11 protein-coding genes, 1 tRNA gene and 1 pseudogene are annotated in these 17845 nt (G+C 74.5%); 1 reads left to right on the top strand and 12 read right to left on the bottom strand.

Going from position 1 to position 17845, the window contains the following annotated elements:
• Window positions 1–61: 61 nt before the first annotated feature.
• The 8 genes from AA75_RS27515 to AA75_RS27480 all read right to left on the bottom strand — a co-directional run bounded on the left by AA75_RS27515 (window position 62) and on the right by AA75_RS27480 (window position 13092).
• A tRNA-Thr gene (locus AA75_RS27515) sits at window positions 62–135 on the bottom strand.
• A 167-nt stretch (window positions 136–302) separates the two neighbouring features.
• Window positions 303–980, bottom strand: a complete 678-nt coding sequence (gene leuE, locus AA75_RS27510) for a leucine efflux protein LeuE (protein WP_033822961.1) — start codon at window positions 978–980, stop codon at window positions 303–305.
• 115 nt (window positions 981–1095) lie between these two features.
• Entirely contained in the window at window positions 1096–2691 is a 1596-nt protein-coding gene (locus AA75_RS27505) for an alpha/beta hydrolase (protein ID WP_033822960.1), read from the bottom strand.
• Between the two features lie 297 nt (window positions 2692–2988).
• A complete protein-coding gene (locus tag AA75_RS27500; protein ID WP_033822959.1) occupies window positions 2989–4068 on the bottom strand; it encodes an alpha/beta hydrolase-fold protein in 1080 nt (359 codons plus the stop codon).
• 189 nt (window positions 4069–4257) lie between these two features.
• Window positions 4258–5472 carry a DNA polymerase III subunit delta' gene (locus AA75_RS27495; RefSeq protein ID WP_033822958.1) on the bottom strand — a complete coding sequence of 405 codons (1215 nt, stop codon included), beginning with the start codon at window positions 5470–5472 and terminating at the stop codon, window positions 4258–4260.
• Window positions 5473–5708: 236 nt separating this feature from the next.
• Entirely contained in the window at window positions 5709–8987 is a 3279-nt protein-coding gene (tmk, locus tag AA75_RS27490) for a dTMP kinase (RefSeq protein ID WP_033822957.1), read from the bottom strand.
• Between the two features lie 125 nt (window positions 8988–9112).
• A complete protein-coding gene (gene topA / locus AA75_RS27485) occupies window positions 9113–12001 on the bottom strand; it encodes a type I DNA topoisomerase (RefSeq protein ID WP_033822956.1) in 2889 nt (962 codons plus the stop codon).
• Between the two features lie 506 nt (window positions 12002–12507).
• Entirely contained in the window at window positions 12508–13092 is a 585-nt protein-coding gene (locus AA75_RS27480; RefSeq protein ID WP_033822955.1) for a hypothetical protein, read from the bottom strand.
• A 313-nt stretch (window positions 13093–13405) separates the two neighbouring features.
• Between AA75_RS27480 and AA75_RS27475 the strand changes: the two genes are divergently transcribed.
• Window positions 13406–14041 (top strand): hypothetical protein, encoded by a 636-nt coding sequence (locus tag AA75_RS27475; RefSeq protein ID WP_033822954.1) that lies wholly within the window; start codon window positions 13406–13408, stop codon window positions 14039–14041.
• A gap of 114 nt (window positions 14042–14155) precedes the next feature.
• On the opposite strand, the gene AA75_RS27470 is transcribed toward AA75_RS27475, so the two are convergent.
• The 4 genes and pseudogenes from AA75_RS27470 to AA75_RS27455 all read right to left on the bottom strand — a co-directional run bounded on the left by AA75_RS27470 (window position 14156) and on the right by AA75_RS27455 (window position 17784).
• Window positions 14156–15691: a methyltransferase gene (locus AA75_RS27470; RefSeq protein WP_033822953.1), complete on the bottom strand. Its 1536-nt coding sequence runs from the start codon at window positions 15689–15691 to the stop codon at window positions 14156–14158.
• 169 nt (window positions 15692–15860) lie between these two features.
• Window positions 15861–16589 carry a hypothetical protein gene (locus AA75_RS27465; protein ID WP_051813484.1) on the bottom strand — a complete coding sequence of 243 codons (729 nt, stop codon included), beginning with the start codon at window positions 16587–16589 and terminating at the stop codon, window positions 15861–15863.
• Window positions 16590–16701: 112 nt separating this feature from the next.
• Window positions 16702–17107: pseudogene (locus AA75_RS27460) on the bottom strand (cyclophilin-like fold protein).
• A gap of 257 nt (window positions 17108–17364) precedes the next feature.
• Window positions 17365–17784, bottom strand: coding sequence for an ATP-binding protein (locus tag AA75_RS27455; protein WP_033822952.1), 420 nt, complete (start codon window positions 17782–17784; stop codon window positions 17365–17367).
• Window positions 17785–17845: the final 61 nt, after the last annotated feature.

Raw genomic sequence — 17845 nt, 5'->3', positions numbered from 1 at the left:
CGACAGGTCACGGAAAGGCAAAAAGACCAGGTCAGAGCTTGTCTGACCTGGTCCTTCAGTGAGCCGCCTACGGGATTCGAACCCGTGACCTACGCATTACGAGTGCGTTGCTCTGGCCAACTGAGCTAAGGCGGCACCGCTGCCGGCTTGTCCCCGGCCCCGGAGGGCTGAGCATCGCACCAACAACGCGGGTCAGTCTACACAGTTTCGGACCGTGCTCCGCACCGCCCCCCGGCGGAGGTCCGCAGCTCCGGCCACCTCCGGGGGCGGCCCGGATGCGGCCCGGATGCGCCCCGACTGCGTCAGGCGGAGGAGACCGCCAGCTTGGCCGCGAAGCCGGCGAACAGGACGGCGACGCCTCCGGTCAGTCCGGCGGACAGCCGCTTGCGGCGGCGGAAGGCGGTGGCCAGTGCCGTTCCGGCGAAGATCAGCATGGAGAGGTAGAGCACGCTGAAGGCCTGGAGGATCCCGCCCAGCAGGGCGAAGGAGAACACCGGCTGACCGTAGGACGGGTCGACGAACTGGGTGAAGAAGGAGAGCAGGAACAGGATGGCCTTCGGGTTGAGCAGGCTGATCACCAGCGCCCGCCGGAACGGCCGCTCGGAGCTCTCCCCCTCCGCCGTCCCCACCGCTTCGGACTCGGCCGCGCCCGCGCCGACCGCCGCCGCCGCGCGCCGCTCGCGCCACAGCTCCCTGGCAGCCCTGAGCATGCCGAAGCCGATCCACAGCAGGTAGGCGGCGCCGCCGAACTTGACCCCCGCGAACACCGCGGGGTTGGCCTTGAGCAGCGAGGAGGCACCCAGCGAGGTGAGGCTGATCAGGGTGAAGTCGCCGACGAAGACGCCGGCCGCGGCACGGTAGCCGGTGCGGACGCCCCTGCGGGCGGCCACCGAGAGGACGTACAGCGAGTTGGGGCCCGGCAGCAGGACAATAACCAGGGCCCCGAGGACGTACGTCGTGAGGTCGTTGACTCCGAGCACGGATGCGCTCCTACAGGCAGGCACGGAACAGGGGGGCGCACCATGCTAACCAGAAGGACCATCATGCTGGAACGGTCCTGACATTCCCCCCGGAGACAGCCGCGCCGCCCCCGCCTCAGGCGCCGCAGCGGGTCCCGTTCGCCGGGGCGTCGCCGCCCAGCAGGTAGCGGTTGACCGCGGTGTCGATGCACTCGCTGCGCCGCCCGTACGCGGTGTGGCCGTCACCTTCGTAGGTCAGCAGCCGCCCCGACTCGAGCTGACCCGCCAGCGACTGGGCCCAGGCGTACGGCGTCGCCGGGTCCCGGGTGGTGCCGACCACCACGATCGGGACCGACCCGGCCGCGCGGACCGTGTGGGCGGCGCCGGTCGCCTTGACCGGCCAGTAGGTGCAGCCCAGCGCCATCCAGGCCATGTCCTGGCCGAACTGCGGCGCCGCCTTCTCGAACTCGGGGAGCGCCGCGCGGACCGCGTCCGGGCCGGTGAAGGCGGGCGGCAGGTCGACGCAGTTGACCGCCATGTTGGCGAACATCAGGTTGGGGTAGCTGCCGTCCGGCGCCCGCTCGTAGTAGTCGTCGGAGAGGTCGAGCAGGGCGCTGCCGTCACCGGCCTTCGCGTCGCTGATCGCGCTGCGCAGCTTCGGCCAGAGGAACTCCGCGTACATCGCCTGGATGGTGCCGGTGGTGGCGAGCGACTCGGTGAGGGTGCGGCCGGATTCGGTCGGCAGCGGGTGGCCGTCGATCTGCCGGAACAGCTCGGTCAGCTGCCGCCCGGCCTCCCCCTCGTCGGTGCCCAGCGGGCAGTCGTCCCGCTTGACGCAGTCCTTGGCGAAGGCCGTCCAGGCGGTCTCGAAACCGGCGGCCTGGCCCTTGTTGCCGCCGGTGGAGTCCAGCGACGGGTCCATCGCGCCGTCCAGCACCATCCGCCCGACCTTGCCCGGGTAGAGCCCGGCGTAGGTGGCGCCGAGGAAGGTGCCGTAGGACTTGCCGAGGTAGTTCAGCCGTCCGTCGCCGAGCAGCGCGCGCAGCACGTCCATGTCGCGGGCCGCCTCCACGGTGCTGACGTGGCCGAGCAGTGCCCCGGAGTGGTCCTGGCAGCCCTTCGCGAACTCCTTGTCGGCGGCGACCAGGGCGTCGGTCTCGGCCTGGTCGTCGGGGGTCAGGTCGACGGCGGTGAAGGCGTCCATCCGGGCGCCGTCGAGGCAGCGGACCGGGCTGGAGCGTCCGACGCCGCGCGGGTCGAGGCCGACCAGGTCGTACTTGGCCCGCACCCCCGGGTCGAAGGTGCGGGCGGTGCCCTCCAGGTACTCGACGGCGGAGCCGCCCGGGCCGCCCGGGTTGAGCAGCAGGGAGCCGAGCCGGTCGGCGCCGCCGGTGCTGCGCTTGCGGGCGGCGGTGAGGGTGAGGTCGCCGGCGGCCGGGTCGGCGTAGTCGACCGGGACCTTGAAGGTGGCGCACTCGAAGTCGCCGTCACAGCTCTGCCAGCCGAGCTGCTGCGCGTAGTACGTGGCCAGCGCGGGCGGGATCTCGGTGGGCAGGGGTTCGAGCGGGGTCGCGGCGGGTGCCGCGGCGGCCACGGGGCCGTGGCTGTCCGAGGAGGAGCCGGATCCGCTCACCGGCCCGTTGGCCGGGCCGGAGGTGCAGCCGGCCGCCAGCAGCAGGCTCACGGTGGCGGCCACGGGAGCGAACCGTCGCAGGGGCCGGGCAGCACGCATGGTGTTTCTCTCTCCCTCGGACGCGTACGCGGGCGCGGACGCAGGGGCGGGCTCGGAGGCGGGCACGGGAGGCGAACGGCGCCCGGTCCTGGCCCGGTGCCACTGCCGGCCTCGTGGCCGGGCCAGCCTGCCGCTCGCGGCGATGATCACCCGGCGGCTGTCCCGAGCGTATCCGGCGCGCCCCGCGTCCGCCGGACCACCTGCGGCCGGGGACGGAATCAGCACCCGGTCGCCGCGCATCCGGCGCACCCGCACCCCTCTCGGTTGCCCCCTCCCGGGCCCGCCGGCCCCGAGGCCTCAGGCGGGCTTGGCCAGGGTCTCCGCCAGGTACTGGACCGCGACCCGGACCAGCCGCAGCCGTTCCCGGTCCGGCGCGAAGTCCTCCACGATGTCGGAGATCCGTACGTCGGCCTTGGCCGCCCGGCCCTTGCCGCCGTGCAGCGTGCTCTGCAGCTTGCGGGCGGCGGCCAGGCCCTCGGTGTCCTTCTTCGCGGCGGCCAGCAGCAGGCGGGCGGGCGCCGTACCGGGGATCTCGGCACCCGCTTCGGTGAGGGCCGGGGCGTCGTAGCGGCCGGAGACTGCGGCCGCGGCCCCGTACAGGTCGGGGCGGGCCAGCCCGGCGGCGGCCGCGCAGGGTGCGCCGCCCTCGACCCCGAGCACCGCCCAGCCGCCCGGGCCGGCGGGTGCCGTGCGGAAGTTCTCGTTCACGGCGGTGCGCAGGACCGTGTCGTCCGCGACGGCCTGCGGGGCGGCGGCGATCAGGTCGCAGGGGTGGCCGGTGCCGTTCGGCGCTTCGGGGGCGACCACCACGAACGGCCTGGCCTTGCCGAGCTGGACGGCGGAGGCGACGCCTTCGAAGACGTCCGGCAGCTCGCTGTCGGCGGTGCGGCCGGCGGTGCCGGAGTGCAGCACGATCACCGGGAAGGCGGCCTTCGGATCCTTCAGGTACTCGGCGGGCAGCCACACCCTGACCTTGCGGGGACGCCCGTCCGGCGCGGCCACCACGGCCTCCAGCAGGTTGCCGCCGGCCGGGTGCCCGACCGACTCGAAGCGGGTGACCACCGGCAGCAGCCCGGGGGTGGCGCCCGGCGACTCCGCCGGCGGCGCGGCGGGCCGCGGCCCGGCGGTGGCCAGCGCTTCGTCCGCGACACCCCGGACCGACCGGCCCGACAGCAGCAGCGCGACGGCCAGCGCGGTGACGCACATCCCGCAGAGCACCGCGCCGCCGGCCCGCAGCAGCATCGGCCGCTGCTCGGCGGTCAGCTCGTAGGTCTGCGCGGCCCGCAGGTCACGCCAGCGCAGCAGCGCACCGCGGGCGAGCCAGGCGGCGGCCAGCGCCGAGATCAGCAGGGGCACCACCAGGAGCGGACGGAGCATGCGCGCACCACCTCGGAGGAGGACGGGCCGCCGGTACCGCGGCGGGCTCAGCCCTCAGGGTGCAAGACGAGCAGCCCGGGCGGGCCGGGGCCGTACGGGCGGCGGGCGACGTTCACTCGAACGAGGGAGCAGCCGATCCGGCACCGGGCCCCGGCCCCGCGCGTGGGGCGCGGCCCCGGCCGGGGTGGCTCAGCCGGCCCGCAGCGCGACCGTCATCGCCTCGACGGCGAGCAGCGGGTCGACGTTGCGGTCCAGCGCGCGGCGGCAGTCCAGTACGGCCTCGATCCGGCGCAGCGTCTGTTCCGGCACCCCGGCCGCGGCGACCTTGCCGACGGCCGCCCGCTGGTCCTCGTTGGCCAGCTCTCCGGTGGCGCCGAACTGCACCGCGAGCACGTCGCGGTAGAAGCCGAGCAGGTCGTTGAGCGCCGTGCCGAGCGTCTCGCGGCGGGTCCGGGTGGCGCGGCTCTTCTGCCGCTTCTCCAGCTCCTTGACCGCGCCGGCCATCCCGCGCGGCGCCCGGCTGCCCTCGAGTGCGCCGTAGGCGGCCCGCAGGTCACCGGTCTCCTTGGCGTCCTGGGTCTCGGCGAGCGCCTCGGCGTCGGCCTTCGCGGTGTCGACCAGCCGCTGCGCCGCCATGAGGCAGCCGCCCAGGTCGGCGACGTCCAGTGGGATCCGCAGGACGTCCGCGCGCCGGGCCCGTGCCTGGTCGTCGACGGCCAGCCGGCGGGCCCGTTCGATGTCGCCCTGCCCGGCCAGTGCAGCCACCCGCGCCGTCCCGGGCTCCACGCCGTCGCGGCGCACCAGCATGTCGGCGACCGCCTCGGCGGGCGGGGTGCGCAGCACCAGCAGCCGGCAGCGCGAACGGATGGTGGGCAGCACGTCCTGTACGGACGGCGCGCAGAGCAGCCACACCGTCCGGGGCGACGGCTCCTCGACGCCCTTGAGCAGCGCGTTGGCGGCGGCCTCGGTGAGCCGGTGCGCGGCGTCCACCAGGATCACCGACCAGCGGCCGCCGGTCGGGTAGCTGGACGCCCGCAGCACCAGGTCGCGCATGTCGCCGACGCCGATCGACAGGCCGTCGGTGCGGACGTACTTCACGTCCGCGTGGCTGCCGGAGAGCACCGTGTGGCAGCCGTCGCAGAATCCGCAGCCCGGTGTGCCGCCGAGTTCCAGGTCGGGGCTGGAGCACTGGAGTGCCGCGGCGAAGGCGCGGGCGGCCGTGGTCTGCCCGGCCCCGGGGGGGCCGGTGAACAGCCAGGCGTGCGTCATCAGCGAGGCGTTGGCCCCGGGTTGCGGCCCGGCGCCGCCGCGGCCGGCCAGCACGCTCGCCCGGGCGGCGCGGGCGGCCGCCTGCAGCTGCTCCACCACCCGGTCCTGGCCGACCAGGTCGTCCCACACACTCACGCCGCACTCCCTGCCGCCGACTGCCTGCCGACCCGTCCGCCCTGCCGAACCGTCCGCCCAGCCGCTCCTGCGCACCCGGCTCCGCCCACCGAGCCTAACGCCCGCCCCGGACACCTCCTCGCGTTCCGGGCGCCGCAGCGGTCCCGGACACCGTGGTGCCCCGGACGCGGACCGGTCCGGCCCCGGCGCGTACGCGGGGACCGGACCGGTGAAGGGGGTGCGGGCGGCAGCCGGGCTCAGTCCCGGCGGCGCTTGCGGAACAGGCCGCGCGGCGTCCCGGAGTCGGGCTGCTGCTCCTCGGACTCCCAGTGCGACCACTCGTCGCGCGAGCCCAGCAGGCTGTCCGTCAGGCTCGGCAGGTCGTCCATCGGGGTCTCCTCGGCCCAGTCCGGGCGCGGCCGCGGCTCGACGGCCGGCAGTTCCCGGGTGGTCTCGACGGCGGGCTCCGGGTCGGCGGCCTTCGGCTCGTCCCGCCACAGGCCGGGCGGCACCCGGTCCTGGGCGGAGGCGGCCGGCGGCCTGGGCGACGAGGGGCCGGCCGGCTCGACGGCGGGCAGCACCGCGGTCTCGTCGACGGACGGGACCTTGGGCAGGACGGCGGTCTCACCGGCAGCCGGCACCGGCGGCAGTACCGCCGTCTCGTCCGCCGGGGGCGTCTTCGGCAGTACGGCGGTCTCGTCCGCGGGCACCTTCGGCAGCACCGAGGTCCGGGCGGCCGCGGCCCGGACGGCTGCCGCCCGCTGTTCCTCGGAGATCTCCTGGGTGGTCTCCTCCGGCGCGACCGGCTCCGCCTTCGAACCGGACTCCCCCGGCTTCCCCGGCTCGACCTGCGGCAGCTCCGCGGTCACGGCCTCGGCCGCCGGGGCAGCAGCAGCAGCCGCAGCGGCCGCAGCCTCGGCCTCGGCCCGCAGTCGGGCCTCCTCCGCACGCTGCAGGGCCTCCTCGGCCCGGCGGCGCTGCTCCTCCCGCTGCAGTTCGCGCCGGCGCTGGAGTTCGGCCTGCGCGGCCGCCTCGGCCTCCTGGCGCTTGCGCTCCTCGGCCTCGACGGCAAGCCGGGCCTCCTCGGCGGCGCGGCGGGCGGCCTCCGCCTCCGCGCGCTGCCGGGCCTGCTCCTCCTCGCGGAGCCGGGCCTCCTCGGCCGCCTTGCGGGCGGCCTCGGCGGCGACCCGTTCGGCCTCCAGCGCGGCCAGGCGGTCCTTCTCGGCCTGCTCGGCGCGCAGCTGCTCCAGCAGTTCCTGGCGCTTGCGCTCGGCCTCGGCGGCCTCGGCCTGCTTGCGGGCCTCCTCGGCGGCGCGGCGCTCGGCCTCCTCGCGGGCGAGGCGGTCCTGCTCGGCCTTGGCGGCGCGTTCCTGTCCGGAGAGCGGCAGCTCGCGGTCGAGCCGGTGACGGATCGCGGTGGTGACCACCGCGGGCTGTTGGCTGCCGTCGACGACCAGGTAGCGCGCCGGGTCGGCGGCGGCGAGGGCCAGGAATCCGGCCCGGACCCGCTGGTGGAACTCGGTCGGCTCGGACTCCAGCCGGTCCAGCGCCTCGGTGAAGCGCTCGCGGGCCGCTCCCGGGTCGACGTCCAGCACCACGGTGAGGTCCGGCACCAGGCCGCCGGTGGCCCAGCGGGAGATCCGCGCGACCTCGGTGGCGGCCAGGTCGCGGCCGGCCCCCTGGTAGGCGATCGAGGAGTCCATGTAGCGGTCGGTGATCACGACGGCGCCGCGGGCCAGCGCGGGCCGGATCACGTTCTCGACGTGCTCCGCCCGGTCCGCCGCGTAGATCAGCGCCTCGGCGCGGTGCGAGAGGCCGGTGTTGCCGACGTCCAGCACCAGCGCGCGCAGCCGCTGCCCGATCGGGCTGCCGCCGGGCTCACGGGTGAGCACCACCTCGTGGCCCTTGCTGCGGATCCACTCGGCCAGCGCCTGCGACTGGGTGGACTTGCCGGCGCCGTCGCCGCCCTCCAGGGCGATGAAGAAGCCGGTGCCGGTGGTGCGGTGGGCGGGCAGCGTGGTCGAGCCGCGCAAGGCCCGGACCAGTTCCCGGCCGAGCGGCACGGTGCCCCGGCGGTCGTCGGTCTTGAGCAGGACCACCCCGGCGAGCACCAGGGTGAGCAGCCCGGCGGTGGAGACGGCCAGCGCGGCGCCGCCGTGGATGAAGGTGAAGCCGCCCGGCCGGACCTCGCCGTACGCGACCTCGCCGTACGCGGCGGCGATCAGCGGCAGGCCGACCAGCGCGGCGGCCACCACGGCCCGCAGCACGGCGTACAGGTGCTCGGTGACCTTGGGGAGCCGGATCTCCTCGATCTCCTGGGCGAGCAGGGTGCGGCCGGTGGCGACGACCACGCCGGCCGCCAGTGCGGCCACCACGGTGAGCAGCAGCACCAGGACGAAGTCCAGCACCAGCCCGGCCAGGATCAGCGTGACGCCCTCGACCAGCAGCGCCAGCGCGAGCAGCCGGCGGCGGGAGAGCGCGGGCAGGGTGGCCCGGGTCAGCCGGACGCCGACGGCCGGGGCCCCGGCGGCGGCGAGCACCAGCAGCCCGTACCCGATCGGGCCGGCCCGGTGGTCGAGGGCGGTCAGCAGCCCGAGGGCGGCGACCCCGGCCATCGAGGCGTAGGCGGCGGCGACCGCGAAGGTGAAGAAGGGGGCGGAGCCGGTACGGCCCTTGCGCAGCGCCGAGCCGCCGGGGGCCGCGTCGGTGGGGGCGCGCAGGCCCTGCAGCGGGGAGCGCGGCGCGGTCGGGCCGGCCGACGGCAGCTGCTGCAGGTAGATCAGTACGGCGGAGGCGGCGAACAGCAGCGCGGCGCCGATCGCGGCGGCGGTGATCTGGTTGTCCCGCAGCCAGTCCGAGCCGAGCGCGGCGAGGACGTTGTTCAGCAGGGTGAGCGCCACCAGCGCGGTGGCGGCCAGCGGGAGGGCGGCCCAGCCGGTGCGGGCGTCCAGGGTGCGGACGGCGTCCAGGCTGGCGGCCGACGGGCGGCGCTCGGCGGCGGGCGCGTACGGGAGCAGCCCGGGTACGGCGGCGGCCTTGCCGATCGTCCAGACCCGCTCGGCGGCGCCGGTCGCGAAGGCGGTGGCGAGCAGCGCCCAGACGGCCGAGCCGGGGGCCCAGGTCACCCACCAGGGGGCGATGCCGATCAGGACGGCCCTCAGCGCGTCCGCGCCGAACAGCGACCAGCGGCCGTCGAGGCGGCCGCCCACCAGCCGGTGCACCGGTCCGAGCAGCACCGCGCCGAACAGCAGGGTGGCCAGCAGCCGGGCGCCGAACGCGGCGGCCAGCGCCAGGGCGAGCTGCCGGTACCCGTGGCCGAACTGCCCGCCCACCAGCGCGGCGATCACCGTCAGCGGCAGCAGCACCAGCAGCGCCAGCCGGTCGGCGGTGCCGCCGACCAGTTGCGCGGTCCACAGCCGCCGGTACGGGCGCAGCCGCAGCAGCGCCCGGGCGCGCTCGCCGGGGGTGCCGGCCGGGGCCACGTCTGGCAGGTCCGGCGCGCCGGGGCGGTTGGTGGGCTGCTCCTCGCTCGTCATACCGTCAGCGTAGCGGTCGGCCCAAGCGCCAGTAGGGGTGCGGGCCCCCGTGGGGCCGGCTCATGACAGGGTTGTGACGCACCGCGGGCCCGCACCGGAGGTACGGGCCCGCGACGGGAGGACGGTCAGCTCTCCTCGGACTCCGCGGCGCTCTTGGCGGCGGCGGCCGAGGTGGCCGTGGTGGTCTTCTTGGCCGCCGTCTTCTTGACCGCGGTCGCCTTCTTGACCGTGGTGGTCTTCTTCGCGGCGGTCTTCTTGGCGGCCGTCTTCTTGGCCGCGGTCTTGGTGGCGGTGGTCTTGGTGGCCGCCGCCTTCTTCGCCGGGGCCTTCTTGGCGGTCTTCTTCACCGGCCCGCGGGCCCGCTTCTCGGCGAGCAGCTCGAAGCCGCGCTCGGGGGTGATGGTCTCGACGTCGTCGTCCTTGCGCAGCGTCGCGTTGGTCTCGCCGTCGGTCACGTACGGGCCGAAGCGGCCGTCCTTGACCACCACCGGACGCTCGCTGACCGGGTCGTTGCCGAGCTCCTTGAGCGGCGGCGCGGCGGCGGCCCGGCCGCGCTGCTTGGGCTGGGCGTAGATCGCCAGCGCCTCGTCCAGGGTGACGGTGAACAGCTGGTCCTCGCTGGTCAGCGAGCGGGAGTCGGTGCCGCGCTTGAGGTACGGGCCGTAGCGGCCGTTCTGCGCGGTGATCTCCTGGCCCTCGGCGTCGGCGCCGACCACCCGCGGCAGCGAGAGCAGCTGCAGCGCGTCCTCGAGCGTGACGGTGTCCAGCGACATCGTCTTGAACAGCGAGGCGGTCCGCGGCTTGACCGCGTTCTTGCCGGTCTTCGGGGTGCCCTCGGGGAGGATCTCGGTCACGTAGGGGCCGTACCGGCCGTCCTTGGCGACCAGCATGTTCCCGCTGACCGGGTCCGTGCCCAGCTCGAAGTCGCCGCTCGGCTTGGCCAGCAGCTCTTCGGCCAGCTCGACGGTGAGCTCGTCCGGCGGCAGCTCGTCCGGGATGTCGGCGCGCTGACCGGGCTCGCCCTCGACCTGCGAGGCCTTCTCCACGTACGGGCCGTAGCGGCCGACCCGCAGGGTGATGTCCTCGCTGAGCGGGAACGAGCTGATCTCCCGGGCGTCGATCGCGCCGAGGTCGGTGACGAGCTCCTTGAGGCCGCCGAGGTGGTCGCCGTCGCCGTTGCCCGCGTCCGCGGCACCGCCCGCGGCGGGCAGTCCCTCGCCCTCGCCGAAGTAGAACCGCTTCAGCCACGGCACGGACTGCGCCTCACCGGCCGCGATCCGGTCGAGGTCGTCCTCCATCCGGGCGGTGAAGTCGTAGTCGACCAGCCGGCCGAAGTGCTTCTCCAGCAGGTTGACCACGGCGAAGGACAGGAAGGACGGGACGAGCGCCGTGCCCTTCTTGAAGACGTACTTGCGGTTGATGATCGTGTCGATGATCGACGCGTACGTCGACGGGCGGCCGATCTCCCGCTCCTCCAGCTCCTTGACCAGCGAGGCCTCGGTGTACCGGGCCGGCGGCTTGGTCGCGTGGCCCTCGGGGCTGAGCCGGTCGGCGGCGAGCGGGTCGCCCTCGGTGACCTGGGGCAGCCGGCGCTCGCGGTCGTCCAGCTCGGCGTTGGGGTCGTCGGCGCCCTCGACGTAGGCCTTGAGGAAGCCGTGGAAGGTGATGATCTTGCCGGAGGCCGAGAACTCGGCGTCCCGGCCGTCCGCGGCGCGGCCGCCCACCTTCACGGTGACCGACTGGCCGACGGCGTCCTTCATCTGCGAGGCGACGGTACGCATCCAGATCAGCTCGTAGAGCCGGAAGTCGTCACCCGCGAGACCGGTCTCGGCGGGGGTGCGGAAGCGGTCCCCGGAGGGGCGGATCGCCTCGTGCGCCTCCTGGGCGTTCTTCACCTTGCTGGCGTAGACGCGCGGCGCGTCCGGCAGGTAGTCCGCCCCGTAGAGCTGGGTGACCTGGGCCCGGGCGGCGGCCACGGCCGTCTCCGACAGCGTGGTGGAGTCGGTACGCATATAGGTGATGAAGCCGTTCTCGTACAGCTTCTGGGCCACCTGCATGGTCCGCTTGGCACCGAAGCCCAGCTTGCGGCCGGCCTCCTGCTGGAGCGTGGTGGTGCGGAACGGCGCGTACGGCGAGCGCCGGTACGGCTTGGACTCGACGCTGCGCACCGAGAACGCCGTCTGCTCCAGCGCGGCCGCCAGCGCACGGGCCGCCTGCTCGTCGAGGTGGAGCGTGTTGACGGTCTTCAGCCGGCCGTCCTGGCCGAAGTCACGGCCGGTGGCGATGCGCTTGCCGTCGACGGCCGACAGCCGGGCGCCGAAGCTCTCCGGGTTGGCCGCGTCGGCCGCGGTGCGCCCGGTCGAGAAGGTGCCGATCAGGTCCCAGTACGAGGCCGAGCGGAACGCCATCCGCTCCCGCTCCCGCTCGACCACCAGGCGGGTCGCCACCGACTGCACCCGGCCGGCCGAGAGCTTCGGCATGACCTTCTTCCACAGCACCGGCGAGACCTCGTAGCCGTAGAGGCGGTCGAGGATGCGGCGGGTCTCCTGGGCGTCGACCAGGCGCTGGTTCAGCTCGCGCGGGTTGCGCACGGCCTCCTGGATCGCGTCCTTGGTGATCTCGTGGAAGACCATCCGGTGCACCGGCACCTTGGGCTTGAGCACCTCCTGCAGGTGCCAGGCGATCGCCTCGCCCTCGCGGTCCTCATCGGTGGCGAGGAAGAGCTCGTCGGACTCGGCGAGCAGCGACTTCAGCTTGGAGACCTGGGACTTCTTGTCCGCGTTCACCACATAGATGGGTGCGAAGTCGTGGTCGACGTCGACTCCGAGGCGGCGCACCTCGCCGGTGTACTTGTCCGGGACCTCGGCGGCCGTGCCGGGCAGGTCGCGGATGTGCCCGACGCTGGCCTCGACGATGTAGCCGGGGCCAAGGTAGCCCTTGATCGTCTTCGCCTTGGCCGGCGACTCGACGATGACGAGTCGCTTGCCGTGCGCGGTCTCGCTGCTCGGGGACACCTTCGCTCTTCTCTCCCGGTCGTTAATCTCTGCTGGCGGCGCCCGGCAGCAGACAGGAATCTCACCCTGTCTTCCCTCCCGGTCCGCCGTCGGAACAGGAGGGGCCCTCGCCCCGGAGGCAGCCGCTGTGCGACGGCCCCACCAGCGGAGTGTGACCGTACCCTGGCCACCCTTGTCAAACGGACGGATCCAGCTTTTTCACCGGCTAGGCCGACCGACGCCACTCGAACGGTAACCCGATGCCGTGCCTTTGCGCTGCGCAGATGGGGCTTTCCCCTCCCGGGAAGCCACCCAGGAGCACCTCGGCGGCCGAATCCGACAGGGCGGTGGCTGACGGGCGATCAGCCCGGCGCGGGTCCCTCCGAGCCGGGCGGGAGGGTCGGGGCGGCGGGGTGCGAGGGTCCGGGCGGCGGGGTGGGGGTGGCTCCAGGGCTGGGGGCGAAGGCGGTGTCGGGGCCGGGGAGGAGAGGTCGCGGGCGGCGGGGAAGCGGGTCCGGGTGGCGCGGTCAGCGGGTGAAGGCCGCACCGAGCAGGCTGAGGCCACCCGCCAGCGTGCTGGTACCGAGCAGGGCCCAGAACAGGTCGCTGAGCAGGGCCGACGCCGAAGCCGAGTCGTGGCCCGCCAGCACCACCCGCCCGGGCCGCCGGGCGTCGTAGGCGACCTGCACGTCCGTCCCGGGCACCAGACGGGCCGGGCGGCGCAACGGGGTGTGCCCGCGGGGTCGCGCGAGCACGGTCCCGGTCCCGGTCCCGGTCCCGATCCGGTCGTCGCCGGCCCGGCCGCCGAGGACGTGGCCCGCGCCGGAACGGTCCGCCGGGTCGGGCACCGCCCGCAGCACCCCGGCATCGGCCCGGCCGGCCACCGGGTACGCCAGCAGTGGGGCGCTGTCCAGCTCACCGGAGGCGTCGCCGTACGGCTCCAGGTACGGATCCGCGCCCGGGGTGCCATCGGCGACCACCCGCGCGGTGACACGCACGCCGTGCCGACGCAGACGGTGGCGAAGGCGCAGTTCGACGGCGCACCAGAGCAGGAGTGCGCTGCCGAACACCGCGAGCACCACCCCGGCCGCCAACGCCGTCGGCTGCTCCACCCCGCCGCTCCCGTCTCTCTGTCCACAAGCCTGTGGACAGAGAGTTCCAGCCCGCGGACAACCCCGGACCGACGTCCGACGTACACCGGGCAACGTCAAGCCGTCCAACGGGTGAACGGCACCGGCGCGCGACGCACCGCACGGTAATGACGGTACGTCACCGAGCCGCCCCGACAGGGAACTCGGGCCGGACCCTTGTCCGCCCCGTCACAGAGCGGCACCGGGCGTCACAGCCTTGCAACCGCCGCAACCTGGCGGCGGCCCCCACCCGTATCCCCGGACGACATCGGCCTTTCCACAGGGGGATACCGCCATGAACCGCCGCCACCGCCTCCTCGCCCTCGCCGCGCTGCTGGCCACCACCACGCTCGGCCTGACCGCCTGCGACCCCGACGGCGCCGCCCCGGCAGCCGGTTCCTCGGCGGCCTCCGGCGTCCCGAACCCGACCGGCGCGACCACCCCGGGCACCGGCACGGGAGGGGCGGGCGGCGCGGCCACCGGCAGCGCGAACCCCTCGGCCAAGCCGTCGGCCAAACCCTCGGCCAAGCCTTCCGCCAAGCCCACCGGGTCCCCGTCGGCCGACTGCACCACGGCCGCCCAGAAGCCCGGCCACCAGGTCCTGCACGCCACCGCCGCCGCAGCCGGCCAGCTGACCGCCCAGAAGACCGTGTTCACCTGCGGCCCGACCGTCGACAACGACGGCTACTACACCCCCCAGGGGCCGGCCGCCGCCTACCCGTTCGCCGCGGGCGCCACCGCCCGCCTGGTCGACCTCACCAACGGCAGCGGCACCCGGACCGTCCCGCTCCCCACCCTGGTCGGCCACCTCGGTGACTGCCTGGCGCACCGCACGCCGGCCGACGGCTCGAACTGCTACGGGGACTACTACGACGTCGCCCTCGACGGATCCGGCCACATCACCGCGATCAGCGAGCTGTACCACCCCTGACCTGCGCCCGGACCGCCGCCCGGACCTGCGGGCCCGACGCCGGACCTGGCCCTCCGGGCCGGAGCCCGGGCCCCGGCCCCTGGATTCTGGATCCGGGGGCCGGCGCCGGCCGGGTCAGGCCGTGACCGGGTCGATGAATCCCTGCTCGGTGAGCATCCGCAGCGACTCCGGCACCCGGTCCCGCAGTACCACCCGCTCCTCGCCGAGCAGCTGGGCGATGGCATCGACGATGTCGCCCGCCGGCAGGGTGCCGTCGCAGACCCCGACGAAACCGGCGCCCACCGTGTCCACCTTGGTCGCCCGCCGCATGCCCCGGTTGTGACGCAGGATCACATGCTCGGGGTCCTCCGCACCGGGTGCGCCCACCTGCTCCTGGACCACGTCGTCGACCAGCACGTACTTGGCGGCCAGCAGGGCGGCGTCGTCATGTGCGCGCAGGAAGTCCTGCCGGTCGAACCAGCGCTCGATGTGCGGGCCGAGCGGCTGCTCGACCGGGTGCGGCCACTCCTCGACCCGGACCACCGGATCGGCGGCGCCGCCGGCCCGGAGCGTGATCCAGCCGAACCCGACACCCTCGACGTCCGCGGCCTCGAAGGCGTCCAGCCACTCCGCGTACCGGGCCTGGTAGTCGGCGCCGGGGCCGCGGTGGTCGCCGCCGTCGCGCAGCCACAGCTCGGCGTACTCGGCCACGTCCTGGACCTGACGCTGCACCACCCACGCGTCCAGTCCGGTTCCTGCCACCCACCCGGCCAGCCGGTCCTGCCAGTCCTCGCCCTTGACGTGCTGCCAGTTCGCCAGCAGATGGCAGTAGCCGCCGGGCTCCAGGTGGGCCGCGGCGTTGCGGACCAGGCTGCGGCACAGCCCGTCGCCCGCCATCCCGCCGTCGCGGTAGACGAAGCGGCTGCCGGGCGAGATCACGAACGGCGGATTGGAGACGATCAGGTCGAACTTCCGCCCGGCCACCGGTTCGAACAGACTGCCCTCCACCGTCTCGGCGCCCTCGAAACCGGACAGTGCCAGGGTCAGCCTGGTGAAGTGCAGGGCGCGCGGGTTGAGGTCGGTGGCGGTGACCCGCTGGGCGTGCCGGGCCGCGTGCAGCGCCTGGACGCCGGAACCCGAGCCCAGGTCCAGCACGGACCGCACCGGCCGCCGAACGGTCAGGTTCGCCAGCGTGGTGGAGGCACCGCCCACGCCCAGGACCAGGTCCTTGCGCGCGACCCCGGCGGCCGTCTCGCCGGAGCCGATCCCGCCCGCGCCACCGACCGCGCAGCCCAGGTCGGACACCACCCAGGCGTCCGCACTGTCCAGACCGGCCACCTCATTGGCGTACGGCCGGATGTCCACGGCCGCGCGCAGCTCTCCGCCGTCCGCCACCAGCCAACCGTCGGCCAGGCAGTCGGCCACCGGCAGCGCGGCCTCGGCCGCGGCGTACGACACCGGCTGCTGCAGCAGGAACAGGCGCACCAGCGTCTCCAGCGGCGTACCGCCGCGGGTCGCCCGCAACGCGGGCACCGCCTCGCTGCGCGCCAGGGCCGCATAGCCGGTCGGCCCGAGCAGGTCGAGGCAGCCGTCCGCGGTGAACGAGGCGGCGAGCAACGCCTCGCGGAGCTTGGCGAGACGGGAGGCATCAAGAGTGGGGCTACTGGTCACCCCGCCATTGTCCCCCGCCACCGCGGCTCCCCGGCCGCAACCACGGCCACGGCCATGGCCACGGCAGGCGGGCTCACTCCGACCGGCCGGCCCAGCGCCCGGCCCAGCACCCGGCCCAGCTCGGTCGGCCGACCACTACGGGCCTTCTGGCTCGGCCTGCCGGCCGAATTCAGCTCGCGCTCGGCGACGGCGCGGCGGAGGACTGACCTGCGGCCGGGGAGGCCGGGGAGGCCGAACCGGCGGGAGGTGCGGCGGAACCGGCAGCGGGAGAGGCGTTGGGATCGGCGGCCGGCGGCACAGCCGCACCGGACCCGCCGGACCCGCCGGGGGCGCCGGTCGCGGGCGAGCCGGCGGGCGAGCCCGTCTTGCAGCCCGGCTGCTTCTTCATCGCATCGCCGAGTTCACCACTCTGCAGCCGGGCCAGCGCCTGGGTGGACAGCTGGGAGAGCCGCTGCACCTGGTCGCCCACGCTGCGCAGCCCGTCCGCGAACTTCGCCTGGTCCGTGGTGGGCAGGCCCTCGAGCTTCTTCTGCGCGTCCTGATACCCCTGGGCCGCCTGCTTCAGTTCGCCGACCGCGTCCTTCTGCATGGCCGCGCCGTCGGTGACCTTGGGCGCACCGGCCTTGTCGATGGCGTCGGCGAGCTCCTGGTTGGTCTTGCCGAGCGCCGCCAGGTCAACCGCGAGCCGCTTCTGGAGATCCGCCGGGGGCTCGGCGGGCTGGACCTTGGCGGTGTCCGCGAGAGCCGTCCGGGACTGGGCGATCGGCGCCTGCGCCGCGTCGCAGACACCCTTCGCCCAGGTGCCCAGCTGTGCGCTGTTGTCGTCATCGCTGCACGCGGCGGTGCCCAGCGCGAGGACCGCGCCGAGTGTGGTCACGGCCAGCAGTCGCTTGTTCACCAGTGGGCCCTTTCGGCGGTCCGGGTCATCGACCTGCGAACCTACACGGCCGTCCGCCCCCGCCGCACAGGCCAGGGGCCGGACGGTACCGAAGCCGCAGATCAGACGCCGGTCAGACGCCGGATACCCGTTCCACCGGCTCCACCGGCCCGGCCCGCTCGACCCTGATCGGATCGCCGCTGCGCACGGTCCGAAGGACCTGCGCGTCGCCCTCCAGCGCACCGAGGACGTTGCAGGGGCCGGCGAGTCGACACTCGCCGCCTCGCGAGATCGGGGTCGGCCCGTACGGCAGTGCCAGGCTGTCGCCGTCCGTCCAGAACGCCACCGTGCCCGGCTCGACCACCTGCTGCGCATCGGCCTCCTGCGGCACGCGGACGGGCGTGCCGAAGTAGACCTCCTCGCCCCAGGTACTGGCCAGAGGAAGCGATCGGCAGCGCGGCCCAGAGCGCCTCGGAGGTGGGGGTGGAGCGCAGCACGGCGGTGGCCTGCCCTGCTGGCCAGAGAATGCGTATCCGCATGGGGTGTCCTCTCCCGGACGTGGTGAGACCTCACCGATCGCGCCGGGGAGCAGCGAACCGCCTGCTTCAACAGATTGTCAATCAATGCCCGAAGGGTGGGCGCCTGCCCAGGCATCCGTGCGCCCCGAGGGCACAGCGATTCCGCCTGACACGCACCCACTCGACGCGGCACAGCCGACCGACACCGACCGACTGCGAAGCACGGAGAGCCGCAGGCTGACCCACAAGGGCCGGAGCCAGGGTGGGACGGCAGGGTGTCAGGCCTCGACCGGAACGTTGGCGATCGGCCAGCTCATCTTGACCAGGCCGCCCTCGGCGCCGTTGTCCACCTCGACGTCCTCGACCAGGCCGGTGATCACGGCGAGGCCGAGATCATCCTCACCAGCCTCGGGTTCGGCGCCGGCGTCGCGCTCGGCCGTCAGGATCGGACCTGCCTCGTCCTCGACCTCGATGAGGAAACGCTTCTCCAGGTCCGTCAGAGCGACCCGGATCGTGCCCTCGACGCCGCTGCGCTGGTGCAGGCCGACAGCGCGCGAACACGCCTCGCCGACCGCCAGTCGGACCTCGTCCAGCACCGACTCGTCGACCCCGACACGTCTCGCGACAGCTGCCGCCACCAGGCGGGCCGTGCGCACATGCCCTGGGAGCGCGCTGAATCGAAGTTCGACGGTTGCCATCAATCCCCCTCCGGGGTTGCACCCCGTGCGCGGCGGCGGAACGCTCGGCTCCGGACCGACA

Origin of the sequence: Kitasatospora sp. MBT63 (genome assembly GCF_000710465.2) — a bacterium.
Lineage (GTDB): Bacteria > Actinomycetota > Actinomycetes > Streptomycetales > Streptomycetaceae > Kitasatospora.
The sequence above is the reverse complement of the archived record's forward strand: the minus strand, read 5'-3'. Positions and strand labels throughout refer to the sequence as shown.